11 protein-coding genes and 1 pseudogene are annotated in these 12957 nt (G+C 69.9%); 6 read left to right on the plus strand and 6 right to left on the minus strand.

Features of this window, described 5'->3' with window-relative positions; translation table 11 throughout:
• The first annotated feature begins 85 nt into the window (after positions 1 to 85).
• Positions 86 to 2134: an OPT family oligopeptide transporter gene (locus BJP32_RS04130; RefSeq protein WP_076223049.1), complete on the plus strand. Its 2049-nt coding sequence runs from the start codon at positions 86 to 88 to the stop codon at positions 2132 to 2134.
• 6 nt (positions 2135 to 2140) lie between these two features.
• On the opposite strand, the gene BJP32_RS04135 is transcribed toward BJP32_RS04130, so the two are convergent.
• Positions 2141 to 3022 carry a LysR substrate-binding domain-containing protein gene (locus tag BJP32_RS04135; RefSeq protein ID WP_046652565.1) on the minus strand — a complete coding sequence of 294 codons (882 nt, stop codon included), beginning with the start codon at positions 3020 to 3022 and terminating at the stop codon, positions 2141 to 2143.
• Positions 3023 to 3103: 81 nt separating this feature from the next.
• Between BJP32_RS04135 and BJP32_RS04140 the strand changes: the two genes are divergently transcribed.
• Positions 3104 to 4150 (plus strand): YeiH family protein, encoded by a 1047-nt coding sequence (locus BJP32_RS04140; RefSeq protein ID WP_046652566.1) that lies wholly within the window; start codon positions 3104 to 3106, stop codon positions 4148 to 4150.
• Between the two features lie 154 nt (positions 4151 to 4304).
• Positions 4305 to 6137 (plus strand): translational GTPase TypA, encoded by a 1833-nt coding sequence (typA, locus tag BJP32_RS04145; protein WP_003166411.1) that lies wholly within the window; start codon positions 4305 to 4307, stop codon positions 6135 to 6137.
• A 62-nt stretch (positions 6138 to 6199) separates the two neighbouring features.
• On the opposite strand, the gene BJP32_RS04150 is transcribed toward typA, so the two are convergent.
• Entirely contained in the window at positions 6200 to 7864 is a 1665-nt protein-coding gene (locus BJP32_RS04150) for a GNAT family N-acetyltransferase (RefSeq protein WP_083673868.1), read from the minus strand.
• Between the two features lie 130 nt (positions 7865 to 7994).
• Here BJP32_RS04150 and BJP32_RS04155 point away from each other — a divergent pair, with 130 nt between their 5' ends.
• Positions 7995 to 8456 carry a hypothetical protein gene (locus tag BJP32_RS04155; protein ID WP_003166413.1) on the plus strand — a complete coding sequence of 154 codons (462 nt, stop codon included), beginning with the start codon at positions 7995 to 7997 and terminating at the stop codon, positions 8454 to 8456.
• 70 nt (positions 8457 to 8526) lie between these two features.
• Here BJP32_RS04155 and BJP32_RS04160 read toward each other — a convergent pair whose 3' ends face one another.
• Positions 8527 to 8784, minus strand: coding sequence for a GlsB/YeaQ/YmgE family stress response membrane protein (locus BJP32_RS04160; RefSeq protein ID WP_040346361.1), 258 nt, complete (start codon positions 8782 to 8784; stop codon positions 8527 to 8529).
• Positions 8785 to 8941: 157 nt separating this feature from the next.
• On the opposite strand from BJP32_RS04160, the pseudogene BJP32_RS04165 reads away from it, so the two are divergent.
• Both BJP32_RS04165 and hisN read left to right on the plus strand, forming a co-directional pair.
• Positions 8942 to 9163 (plus strand): annotated as a pseudogene (locus BJP32_RS04165) (helix-turn-helix domain-containing protein); the annotation flags it as partial.
• Between the two features lie 127 nt (positions 9164 to 9290).
• Positions 9291 to 10073, plus strand: a complete 783-nt coding sequence (hisN, locus tag BJP32_RS04170) for a histidinol-phosphatase (protein ID WP_076223051.1) — start codon at positions 9291 to 9293, stop codon at positions 10071 to 10073.
• 4 nt (positions 10074 to 10077) lie between these two features.
• Here hisN and BJP32_RS04175 read toward each other — a convergent pair whose 3' ends face one another.
• From BJP32_RS04175 to BJP32_RS04185, 3 genes are all read right to left on the minus strand, one after another.
• Positions 10078 to 11109, minus strand: coding sequence for an alpha/beta fold hydrolase (locus BJP32_RS04175; RefSeq protein ID WP_083673869.1), 1032 nt, complete (start codon positions 11107 to 11109; stop codon positions 10078 to 10080).
• Positions 11106 to 12017: a class I SAM-dependent methyltransferase gene (locus BJP32_RS04180; RefSeq protein ID WP_076223053.1), complete on the minus strand. Its 912-nt coding sequence runs from the start codon at positions 12015 to 12017 to the stop codon at positions 11106 to 11108. The genes BJP32_RS04175 and BJP32_RS04180 overlap by 4 nt, the downstream gene beginning before the upstream one ends.
• Positions 12018 to 12110: 93 nt before the next feature.
• Positions 12111 to 12911 carry a class I SAM-dependent methyltransferase gene (locus BJP32_RS04185; RefSeq protein WP_076223055.1) on the minus strand — a complete coding sequence of 267 codons (801 nt, stop codon included), beginning with the start codon at positions 12909 to 12911 and terminating at the stop codon, positions 12111 to 12113.
• Positions 12912 to 12957 lie beyond the last annotated feature (46 nt).

The raw sequence follows: 12957 nt of genomic DNA on the forward strand, positions 1-12957 counted from the left end.
GAAAGGATGTCAGAGAAGAGGCGCGCCCCGTTGTCACGGCCTGGCTTTCAGGCTTAGCCTCCCGGCAAATTCACGAGGCTCCCGCATGACGGACAAACCCGCCGGAACCGGCAAACGCATCGAACTGACGATCCGCGCCCTGATCCTGGGCTGCGTGCTGGCGGCGGTCTTCACGGCGGCCAACACCTATCTGGGGCTGAAGGTCGGCCTGACCTTCGCCTCGGCCATTCCGGCGGCGGTCATCTCCATGGCCCTGCTGCGGGCGTTCCGCGGCTCGACCATCTGGGAGAATATGACCGTCCAGACCGTCGCCTCGGTCGGCGGCGCCATGAGTTCGATCATCTTCGTCCTGCCCGGTCTGGTCATGATCGGCTGGTGGATGAACTTCCCCTTCTGGGAATCGGTGATGATCTGCATCCTGGGCGGCGTCCTGGGCGTGACCTTCTCCATTCCCCTGCGCCGCACCCTGGTCGTCCAGGGCGGCCTGCCCTACCCCGAGGGCGTCGCCGCCGCCGAGGTGCTGAAGGTCGGCTCGCCCGGCGCGGAGCAGACCGAAGAGGCCGTGCGCGAGAACAAGTCCGGCCTGTTCGTGGTCATCGGCGGGGCCATCGCCTCGGCCTTCTTCGGCTTCCTGGCCTCGGCCCGCGTCTTCGCCCATGAGACCACCGCCTTCCTGCGCCTTCCGGCCGCCATGGGCGGCGGAGCGACCGGCGTCGGCTTCTCCATGCAGTTCGCCCTGCTGGGCGCGGGCCACCTGATCGGTCTGGCGGTCGGTCTGACCCAGCTGTTCGGCCTGGTCCTGGCCTGGCTGATCTTCGTGCCCATCCTGACCTCGCCGGAATTCGTCGCCTGGGCGACCGCAAACGGCGTGCCGTCCATCGCCGCGACCGTGCCGGCCGACGGCGGGGCCGAGGGCCTGGCCATGACTGTGTGGGCGCGCGAAGTCCGCTTCATCGGCGCCGGCGTCATCGGCGTGGCCGCCCTGTGGACCCTGGCCAAGCTGGCCAAACCGCTGATCGCCGGCCTGGCCTCGGCCGTCTCGGCCCAGTCGCGCCGCGCCCACGGCGAGGCGCTGGAACTGACCGAACAAGACATCCCCATCAAGATCGTCGGCCTGCTGTCGGTCGCCGCCCTGGTCGGCATCGCCGTGCTTCTGGCTGTCGTCGCCCAGGGCACCGCCCTGGCCGGTTCGGCCCCGCTGCTGGTGATCGGCGGCCTGGTCTATGTGGTGGTCATCGGCTTCGCGGTGGCGGCCATCTGCGGCTATATGGCGGGTCTGATCGGCTCGTCGAACAGCCCGGTGTCAGGCGTCGGCATCCTGGCCATCATCATCGCCTCCCTGCTGATGCTGGGCGTATTGGCCATAGCGGGCGTGCCGGCCGATCCGTCGGTGATCGCCTTCGCCCTGATCGTCACCGCCATCGTCTTCGCCGTGGCCGTCATCTCGAACGACAACCTGCAGGATCTGAAGACCGGCCAACTGGTCGAGGCCACCCCCTGGCGTCAGCAGACGGCCCTGCTGGTCGGCGTCGTCGCCGGCGCCCTGGTCATCCCCTTCGTGCTGGACATGATGAACCAGGCCTTCGGCTTCGAGGGCGGCCCGCCCGCCATCGTCCAGGGCTCTCAGACCCTGGCCGCGCCCCAGGCGACCCTGATCTCGGCCCTGGCCAAGGGCGTCATCAGCGGCGACCTGCGTTGGGATCTGATCGGCATCGGCGCGGTGGTCGGCGTTCTGGTCATCATCCTCGACGTGATCCTGCGCCGCGCCACCAAGGACCGGATCAAGCTGCCGCCGCTGGCTGCGGGCATCGGCGTCTATCTGCCCGCCGCCGTCACCACCATGCTGGTCATCGGCGCGGTCTGCGGCTGGCTGTACGACCGGGCGGTCAAGTCGACCCGCTACGCCGATGTGGCCCGCCGCATGGGCGTGCTGCTGGCGTCCGGCCTTATCGTGGGCGAGAGCCTGTTCGGCGTCTTCACCGCCGCCGTCATCGTCGGCACCAAGAAGGAGGCGCCCTTCGCCCTGCTGCCCGCCGACAGCGGCTGGCCCGCCATGTGGGCCGGGCTGATCGCCTTCGCTGTCCTGACCTACGCCCTCTACGCCTGGGTGCGCCGCCGTTCGGCTCAGGTCTAAGTCCGGCTAGAGGGCGGCGGCGAAGGCCTCCGCCGCCCGGCTGGCGCTGCGCTCGCGGTGTCGCAGCCGATAGAAGGGCCGCTCGGGCAGTTCGAGCGGCAGACGAACCAGCCGCCCCGCCTCGATCAGGGGCCGGGCGGCCAGTTCCGAGATCGCCGTGACCAGGCCGCCGCCTGCGCTGGCCGCCACCGCCGTAAGGATGGCCTCATTGGACGGCAGCACCAGCGCCGTCTTCAGGTCAGAAGCGTCCATGCCGCGCGGCAGGGCCGCCTCGAACTCGCTGCGGGTGCCCGATCCCGCCTCGCGCAGGGCCCAGTCCAGCGCCTTCAGCTCCGTCGCCCCCAACATCCGCTCCCGATCCGCCAGCGGATGTCCCAGCGCCGCCACCACGATCAGCCGGTCGGCGGCGATGCGCGTCCGCTCCAGTCGGGGCGCGTCCTCGGCGCCCTCGATCAGACCCAACTCCGCCTCCCCCGCCAGGACCGCCTCGACCACCTGATGGGTGTTGCCGATCGATAGGCGCAGCTCGATGCCCGGATGGCTCTGGGCGAAGGCCGCCATGCGCGGCGGCAGCCAGTAGGCGGCGATGGTCTGACTGGCGAACAGCCGCACCGAGCCGCGCTTCAGCCCCGCCAGTTCGTCCAGCAGCCGTTCGGCCGCCTCGGCCCGCGCCAGCACCGCCCTGGCCTCCGGCAGAAAGGCCGTTCCCGCCGCGTTCAGGGCCAGGCCGCGCCCGACCCGGTCGAACAGCCGCGCCCCGTGCCGCGTCTCCAGCGCATTGACCGCCGCGCTGACCGCCGACTGGGTCAGATGCAGCGCCTCGGCCGCCCGCGTCATGTGCAGGCGCTCGGCCACGGCGACGAAGATGCGAAGCTGTTCCAGCGTCATACGCCATTGATCGATTATATTGATCGTTAAGTCCATAACTACGCGTTGGATCGATCAGAGAGCGGAGCGGATAAGAGCCGCATGACCGTCGCCCTCGATCCTGCCGCTCCCTCTCGTCGCCTGACGGGCTTGGCGCGCCTGCTGCCCGGCGTGGCGCTGTCGGCGGCCATCGGCGCCGTCGCCTATGGATTGCAGATCGTCGAAACCCGGCTGTTCGAGCATCCTTGGATCGAGGGGCTGGTCCTGGCCATCCTGATCGGCGCCGGCCTGCGTCTGGCGTGGACGCCCTCGTCGTTGTGGACGCCGGGGATCAGCTTCAGCGCCAAGACCCTACTGGAGGTCGCCGTGGCCCTGCTGGGCGCGACCGTTTCAGGCGCGGCGGTGGCGGCGCTGGGGCCGTGGCTGCTTCTAGCCATCGTCGGCGTGGTCGCCGCAGCCATTGTCGGCGGCTATGCGCTGGGGCGGGCGTTCGGCCTGCCGCACGCCATGGCCCTGCTGGTCGCCTGCGGCAACGCCATCTGCGGCAACTCGGCCATCGCCGCCGTGGCCCCCGTCATCGAAGCGGAGGGAGAAGACGTGGCCGCCGCCATCGGCTTCACCGCCGTTCTGGGCGTCGCCGTGGTGCTGCTGGTTCCCGTGGTCGGGGCCATGATGGGCTATGACGCCACGCGCGTCGGGGTGCTGGCGGGGCTGACCGTCTACGCCGTGCCTCAGGTGCTGGCCGCCGCCGCCCCCGCCGGCCTGGCCGCCGTCCAGACGGGCGCCGTGGTCAAGCTGGTGCGCGTGTTGATGCTGGGGCCGGTCTGCCTGGTGCTGGGCCTGATGCGCTCGAAACAGAGCGAAGCCGGGCGCGGACCCAGGCTGCACCAGATGGCCCCCTGGTTCATCCTGGTCTTCCTGGCCCTGATGGCCGTCCGGTCGCTGGGCTGGCTGCCGGAGGCGATCCTGCCGCCGCTGCAGGCATCGGTCTCGGCTCTGACGCTGATCGCCATGGCGGCGCTGGGGCTGATGGTCGATCCGCGCGCCGTAGTTCGCGCCGGGCCGCGCGTCGCCGCCGTCGCCGCCCTGTCGGCCCTGCTGATCGGGCTTCTGGCGCTGGGCGTCATCGCCCTGCTGCCCCTGGGTTGATCGCGAGACGACGGGCGCTCAGCCTCGATCACGCACTGGACTGGCGTTTTGGCCCGCATCCCTGTAAGAGGCGCGCCGAACCCTTCCCTTCTCTGCAATCTTCTTGCAGCGGCGCGGCCCTTCCGTGACCGAACACAGTCCGCCCGAGCCCGAAATGAACCTGCGCAACATCGCCATCATCGCCCACGTTGACCACGGCAAGACGACCATGGTCGACGCCCTGCTCGCCCAGTCGGGCCTGTTCCGCGCCAATGAGGCGACCACAGAACGCGCCATGGACTCCAACGATCAGGAGCGCGAACGCGGCATCACCATCCTGGCCAAGTGCACCTCGATCCTGTGGAACGGCAAGGCCGGCGAGACCCGCATCAACATCATCGACACGCCGGGCCACGCCGACTTCGGCGGCGAGGTCGAGCGCATCCTGGGCATGGTGGACGGCTGCGTCCTGCTGGTCGACGCCGAAGAGGGCGTCATGCCCCAGACCAAGTTCGTGCTGACCAAGGCGCTGAAGATGGGCCTGCGTCCCATCCTCTGCATCAACAAGGTCGACCGCGCCCACGCCGACCCGGACCGCGTGCTGAACGAGACCTTCGACCTGTTCGCCGCCCTGGGCGCCACGGACGAGCAACTGGACTTCCCGGTCATCTACGCCTCGGGCCGTTCGGGCTGGGCGACGCTGGACCTGGCCCAGCCGAACGACAACCTGCACCCGCTGTACGATCTGATCGTCGACCACGTCCCGGCCCCGGCCGCCCAGGATCGCGTCAACGAACCGTTCCAGATCCTGAACGTGCTGATCGAAAGCGATCCCTTCCTGGGCCGCCTGCTGACCGGCCGCATCCACTCGGGCAAGGCGGTTCCGGGCATGGCCATCAAGGCCATGTCGCGCGACGGCAAGACCATCGAGCAGGGCCGCATCACCAAGGTGCTGGCCTTCCGCGGCCTGAAGCGCCAGCCGGTCGACGAGGGCGCCGAGGCGGGCGACATCGTCGCCATCGCCGGCATGTCCAAGGCCACTGTGGCGGACACCCTGTGCGCCCTGGAAGTGACCGACGCCCTGGACGCCCTGCCGATCGACCCGCCGACCATCTCGATGACCGTGGGCGTGAACGACAGCCCGCTGGCCGGTCGCGAAGGCGACAAGGTGCAGTCGCGCGTCATCCGCGACCGCCTGCTGAAGGAAGCCGAGGCCAACGTCGCCATCCGCATCACCGAGACGCCGGGCTCGGACGCCTATGAAGTCGCCGGTCGCGGCGAACTGCAACTGGGCGTGCTGATCGAAAACATGCGCCGCGAGGGCTTCGAACTGTCGATCAGCCGTCCGCGCGTGGTCTATCAGACCGGCGAGAACGGCGAACGCATGGAGCCGATCGAAGACGTGGTCATCGACGTCGACGACGAATTCTCGGGCGTGGTCATCGAGAAGCTGTCGGCCCGCAAGGCCGAGCTGACCGACATGGGCCCCTCGGGCGCCGGCAAGACCCGCATCCAGCTGAAGTGCCCGTCGCGCTCGCTGATCGGCTATCAGGGCGAGTTCCTGACCGACACGCGCGGCTCGGGCGTGCTGAACCGCGTCTTCAGCCACTATGAAGGCCACAAGGGCGCCATCGAGGGCCGCCTGAAGGGCGTGCTGGTGTCGAACTCGGACGGCGACACGGCGGCCTACGCCCTGTGGAACCTGGAAGAGCGCGGCGTCATGTTCGTCGGCGCCGGCGAGAAGACCTATCAGGGCATGATCATCGGCGAGAACAGCCGCTCCGACGACCTGGACGTCAACCCGATCAAGGGCAAGCAGCTGACCAACGTCCGCGCCTCGGGCAAGGACGAGGCCGTGCGCCTGACCCCGCCGCGCAAGATGAGCCTGGAACAGGCCATCGCCTATATCGAGGAAGACGAACTGGTCGAGGTCACGCCCAAGTCGATCCGCCTGCGCAAGGAAGTCCTGAACCCCTCCTTCCGCAAGAAGCGCGTCCGCGCCGACTGATCCCGGCGACCAGCCGAAACGAAGAAGGCGGCCCCTGCGGGCCGCCTTTTTTTGCGCGGTCGCTACTTCTTCAGCCCCAGCAGACCCAGCCAGCCGCCGCTGGTCAGCAGGGCCACGTCCAGCAGGGCCAGCGCCAAGGGCGTGGTCGTGGGAGCGGCGATGAACTTCGGCCGCCAGACGGGGCCGAACTTAGCCTTGTAGGCGCGCAGGCCCTGGAAGCCGTAGACGGCGCCCCCCTCCTCGAACACCAGGGCGCCTACGCGGGCGAAGACCGGGGCCATGCGGCGGTCCTCCAGACCCGACAGGGGCGCCATGCCCAGATCCAGCCGCTCCATGCCCTGCTCGCGCGCCCACTGGGCCGTGCGGGTGAACAGATAATCCATGATCCCGTGCGGCCCCTCGGGGTCATGCCGCATCAGGTCGATCATCGCTTCGCGCCCGCCCGCCCCGACCAGAAGATTGGCGAAGGCGACGATGCGGCCGTTCTCACGCGCCACGGCGATCGGCGAACGGTCCAGATAGTCGATGTCGAACCGGCCCAGGGAGAAGGCCTTCTCCGAGCCGTTGTGGTGGTTCAGCCAGGCGTCGGACACGGCGCGCAACTCGGCCTCGAGCGCCCGCGCCGCGCCCGGCGGGGCCACCTCGAAGCTGGCGCCCTCGCGCTCGGCCCGGTTCACGGCGGTGCGCAGGTTCTGCTTGCCCTTGCCCTCGGTCGTGAAATGGGCGGCGTCGATCACGGCGGCCTCGCCCACCTTGCGCATGGCCAGTCCCAGGGTGGCCAGGTCGGCCAGCAGCCCCTCGCTCACCGAATAGAAGACCGCCGCCCCGCCGTAGCTGTCGGCCATCTCGGCGAAGGCCCACAACAACTCCAGCCGCTCTTCCTTCAGCCCGGCCGGTTCGCTCATGGCGATCCAGCGGCGGCCGCGCACGCGATAGGCGATGAAGCTGCGCCCCGACGGGCTGAACAACAGGGCCTTGTCGCCCAGCAGGGCCAGGCTGGCTTCGGGCGTGGCGATCTCGGCCGTCTCCAGCGCCTGACGGGCGCGTTCGACATCAGCGGGTGAGGCGGGGCCGTGGCTGCGGGCGCCCGGCGCCGTCAGCAGGGAGCGCACCCCGACCGCCAGGGTCAGCAGGGCCAGCACCGCCCCGGCGCGCAGGAAGCCCGAAGCCTGCTTGTCGACCAGGAAGGTCCACCACAGCTCGTCGGTATAGGCGGTGTCGCGATAGGCGAAGAAGCCCAGCCACAGCATGGCCGCCACCGCCGCCGCCAGCATCAGCAGCCAGCCCGGCCGCAGCGGCTCGCCCAGGCGCGAGCGGCGATTGAAGGCCGAACGGCACGGCGTCAACAGGGCCGCCGCCAGGGTCAGCTCGATCGCCTCCTCCCAGTCCAGCCCCTTCATCAGCGAGAAGACCGCCCCCACCAACAGGACCGCCAGCGCCGCGTAATAAGCGCCTCGCCGACGCCGCCACAGCCCCGCAGAGATCAGCAGCAGGACAAAGCCCGTCACGCTGGCCGCAAAGTGGGACAGGTCGATCAGCAACGGCGGATAGAAGCGTCCGAGCGCGCTGAGCCGGTCGCTGAAGGCGGGCGTCACCGCCGACAGCAACATCACCCCGCCCAGCAGGAAGGTGGCGACCGCGAACATCTGCGGCGTCAGCTCATAGGCCAGCCCCGCCAGGCGACGCGTGATCCGCCAAGGGTCGTGTTTTGCGCTCGGTTTGGTCAATCAACCTCCGAAGAGCAAGAATCGGTCGTTTGGGGCGAGTAAAAGGTCATTTCAGGGCAGAGGAAACCATCAGAGATCACGGGGGTTCATTTTTTCGCGAGCGCCGGGCTCGCCCTTTCAGGAGTTTCTCATGATCCGCAAGACCGCCCTGCTGACCGGCATCGCCGGCGCCTTCCTCATCGCCGCCCCGGCTTTCGCCCAGGACGCCACGACGCCGCAGACGCCCGAACCGGCTCCCGCTGAGGCGGCCGCGGCCCCCCAGAGCCTGACCCTCACGCCGGGCTCGACCGTCAAGGGCAGCGACGGCGCCGAGATCGGCAAGCTGGTCGGCGTCCAGAACGGCGCCAACGGCCAGGAACTGACCGTCCGCACCGCCGATGGCCAGGTCCGCCCGGTGCCGCTGGCCGGCATCCGTCAGGACGGCGCCGACATCGTCGTCGACGCCAGCGCCTCGGACATTCAGTCGGCCGCTCCGATCGCCTCGGACACGGCTGAACCCACCCCGGACGCAGCGGCTGACGCCCCTCCGGCCGACACGCCGCCGGCCGATGAGCCGACCAGCGACGAACCGCACGGCGACGAACCTCACTAAATCGTCTGGTTCGACGGCAAAAGGGGCGGCCCGACGGGCCGCCCCTTTTTTCTTGTTTGATAAACGGCGATCAGGTGCGCCGCTTCACCAGACCGAGCAGGAACAGCAGAACCACCGCGCCGATGGTGGCCACGATGACCCCCACGATCCAGTTGCCCGCCGCGTCCACGCCCAGCAGATTATTGGCCAAAAACCCGCCGATCAGGGCGCCGACGACGCCGACGATCAGGTTGGTGAGCAGGCCGTGATCCCGTTTCATGATCTTTTCCGCCAGCCAGCCGGCGACGATGCCGATGATGATCCAGGCGATAAATCCAAATCCACCCATGCTTCTTCCTTCCTGCAAGGCTCACTGCCTTCGCCGTTAATGCGCGGGCGGGTGTCGGGTTGCGCCGCGGGTCAAGGGCGACAACGGCACGACGCTTGCGGCGAAACGCCTCGTCCGTGCCGATTCGGCACAGGCCGAGGGAGACAGGAGAGTCGTCATGCCCGCCGAGATCGACCTTCACCTGGGTCGTCGCCTGCGCCGCCGTCGCCGCCTGCTGGGCCTGACCCAGCAGCAACTGGGCGACCGTGTCGGCATACGGTTCCAGCAGATCCAGAAGTACGAGTGCGGCGCCAACCGCATCTCGGCCGCCCGTCTGTGGGAGTTGGCCGAAGCGCTGCAGACGCCGGTCAGCTACTTCTACGACGGCGCGGGCGAAAGCCCCGACAACAGCCAGCCCCGGCCCGACGCGCCCCTGGCCGCCGCCGCTTGATCGCCGCCCCAGATCAATGACCCCTTGATTCAATGAATTTTGAGCCATCACGCTCCGGGCGGTGTATGGCCGGGGCATGACCGAGCTGGAATCCTTCGCCGTCGCCCTGTCGCATGAAGCGGCCCGCGTCGCCCTGCCCTTCTTCCGCGGCGACTTCGCCCAGGAGGACAAGGGCGGTCCCGGCGCCTTCGACCCCGTGACCGAGGCCGACCGCGTCGCCGAGGCGGCCATCCGCCGCCTGATCGCCGCCCGCTATCCCGACCACGGCGTCATCGGGGAGGAATACGGCGAGGATCGCCCCGACGCCGACCATGTCTGGGTGCTGGATCCGATCGACGGCACCCGCGCCTTCATCGCCGGCCTGCCCCTGTGGACCACCCTGATCGCCCTGCGCCAGGAGGGCGCGCCCGTGATCGGCGCCGTGGGCCAGCCCTATCTGGACGAGGTCTTCCTGGGCGGCCCGTCGGGCGCACGCCTGCTGAAGCGCGGATGCGAGACCCCGCTGAAGACCCGCGCCTGCCCCGATCTGGGCCAGGCCCTGATCGCCACCACCGATCCCGAGATCTTCGTCGGCGCCGACCGCGCCGCCTGGGACCGGCTGCGCGCCTCGGCCCGCCTGGCCCGACTGGGCTGCGACGGCTACGCCTACGCCATGGTCGCGGCCGGGCGCATCGATCTGGTGGCCGAGAGCGAGCTGAAGGTCTGGGACTGGTCGGCGCACAAGCCCCTGGTCGAGGCGGCGGGCGGCCGCTTCACCGATTGGCGTGGCGCAGCGCCGCACGACGCCGACGGCCGCGTCCTGGCGGCCGGCGACGCGCGCCTGACCGATCAGGCCCTGCCCCTGCTGGCCGTCGCCTGAGCGATCAGGCCGGTTCGGCGGTCCGCGCGGCCGGAGAGGTCGAAGGCGCGGCGGCGCCCGGCGCCACATAGTCGGCCAGGGCGTCGAACTCGTGCAGGAAGACGCCGCGCAGGTCGTCGACCTCCATGATGACCTCATGCTTGGCCGTCGGCACCTCGACATAGCGGCCGCGGCCCATGCGGCGGGCCGCCCAGCGGTTGGTCTGTTTCCACACCTTGTCGTCCTCGGCCGCCTGAACCACGCAGACCGGGATCTTCACGCTCTTGAGCGCGCGCGGCTTCAGCGCCCGCTCGCCCGCGTCCAGGGCGAAGGCCAGCCAGCCCCAGGTCGGGCCGCCGATGGCCAGGTGCGGGCAGGCGTAGAGCTGCTGTCGCCACAGATCGTAGCGCGCTTGGTCCGAGGTCAGGCCGTCCTTCTCGAAGGTGTGGTCGAAGGGATCGTCCGGGTCGTCCAGCACATAGTCCCCTGCCTTGCCGTGACGCAGGGCCCAGCGCACCGCCAGCTTGACCGTCCACATCGACCGCTTGCCGGTCTTGATGCGCAGCATGGGACTGGACAGAACGGCCCCGGCGAAGCGGGTCTCGTCGCCTTCCAGCGTCAGCAGGTTCAGGGCGCCGCCCATCGAGTGGCCGACCATGATCCACGGCTTGGGCGCGCGCGCCTCATAGGCGTCCAGCAGGCGGGCGTAGTCGTCGAGGAACTCCTCGACCGCGCGGGCGTGGCCGCGCAGGCGGTCCGGCAGCAGCCGCGCCGACAGCCCTTGCCCGCGCCAGTCATGCGCCAGGACGCAGAAGCCGCGCGCCAGGAAGTTGCCGATCAGTTCGAAATACTTCTCGATCGGCTCGGTGCGGCCGGGGCTCAGCACCACCGTCCCGCGCGGCGTTTTGGCCTGCAAGGTCGAGGGCGTCCAGAACCCGGCGCGCAGGCGCAGGCCGCCGGCTCCGCGGAACCAGTCGCCCTCGCCTCCCGGCGGACTGGCGGCGCCGGGCACTCCCATCAGGGGCGCATGGGCGGCGAAGGCGGCGGTGCGGCTCACTCGGGCTTCCTGAACTTCAGCGTCATGCGGTCGCTTTCGCCGATGGCGTCATACTTGGCCCGATCGAACTCGGGATCGGCGGGCTGACCCAGGGGCGCCGTCAGGCGGCGCGGCGGGAGGGTCTCGACGCCGAACGGATGGTCCTTGGTGTCGGCCGGATTGGCGTTGATCTCGGACGCCTCGACGAAGATGAAGCCGGCCTCCTGGGCCAGCTGCTTGACGAAGGCCTCCTGCACATAGCCGTTGGCGGCGGCCGGATCCTGATCCTCGTCCGGCTGAAGGCGATGCTGCTCGATGCCCAGGATGCCGCCGGGACGCAGGGCCGTGAAGGCGTCGGCGAAGGCCTTTTCGGCGATCCCCGCCGCCATCCAGGCCTGGATGTAGCGCATGAACAGCACCATGTCGGCCGTCCCCGCCGGGGCCACCGGCGGCGAGCCGGGACCGAAGGCGGTGAACTGCACCGGGCCGTACAGCTTCTTGTCGGCCAGGATGCGGGCCTTCAGGGCGTTGTTGATGGCCACCTGGGCCGGATCGGCGTTCGGCCCCTCGACGAAGCCCGCCAGATAGAGGCTGCCGCCGCCCTTGTTCAGATAGGGGGCCAGGATTTCGGCGTACCAGCCGCTGCCGGGCCAGAAGTCGACCACCGTCATCTTCGGCTGCAGGCCGAAGAACCGCAGGGTCTCGACCGGGTGGCGCCAGACATCGCGCGCCTTGTCATCCGCCGGACGCCAGGCCCCGGCGACCGCCCATTCCAGCGAGCCTTCCGGCGGACCCTTGGGCGCTTCGGGCGCGGCGGGCGCCGGCGCCTCCTCCTTGCGTCCGCAGGCGGCCAGGCCGAACAGGGGCGCGACCAGGGCCAGGGCGCTGGCGCCGGTCAGGACGGATCGCCGCGTCGATCGTTCTGTCATGCGCGCTTCCTCTCGCCGCCGGGTGTCTTCGCTTGGGGCTTAAGGCGCTTCTGCGCCAGCGTCAAAACCACGCACTGCATTGTCATCGGGCCGTCAGTCCGCCGCGTTGGGCTTGCGGAAACGCAGGGTCATCCGGTCGCTCTCGCCGATGGCGTCCAGCGCCGCCCGCTCATCCGCCGTCAGGGCCCGGCCGTCGCGCTCCGAGGTGCGCGTGGGCTTCAGCGTCCACACTCCGAACGGGTGGTCGCGGTCGTCCTTGGCATTGGCGTTCAGCTCGCTGCGAGCCTCCAGTTCAAAGCCGGCGCGGCGGGCCGCGTGGATGAGCCAGCTCTCGGGGACGTAGCCCGTCGGCGCCGTCTCCGTCACGTTCAGCCCCTCGGCCGCGCGGTGCTGCTCGACCGCCAGCACGCCGCCGGGCTTCAGCGCCGTGAAGAAGGCCGCCAGATAGGGCTCGACCCGGCCGTCGCGCGACCAGTTGTGGAAGGCGCGGGCCACCACGACCATGTCCGCCGTCCCGTCGGCGACGCCCATGCCCTCGGTCGGGCGATTGACCGGGACGTAGCGCCCGCCGGTCGCCGCCGCATAGGGCTCAAGGATGTTGCGCCACCAGCCGGCGCGGCCCGGCTCGATCTCCACCACCGTCAGGCCGGGCTGCAGGCCCCAGAAGGTCAGGGTCTCGAACGGATGACGCTCGCCGTCGCGGGCGCGGTCGGCCTCGGGCCGGGTCGTCGCGGCTACGGCCGCCTGAAGCGCCGCATCCTCTGAAAAGCTCGGCATCTCCATCGACAGGCCCTGGCGGTGCGGCAGCGGCGCAGCGTCCGGCGGGCCCGACTGGGCGAGGGCGGGCGAGGCGAGCAGACACGCCGCGACGGCGCTGAGGACGAAGGTTCGCATGGCGGGCTCCGGTCGATCCTGGACGAGGAAGGGTAAACCCTTACGG

It is taken from the genome of Brevundimonas sp. ZS04 (assembly GCF_001956865.1).
Taxonomy (GTDB): domain Bacteria; phylum Pseudomonadota; class Alphaproteobacteria; order Caulobacterales; family Caulobacteraceae; genus Brevundimonas; species Brevundimonas diminuta.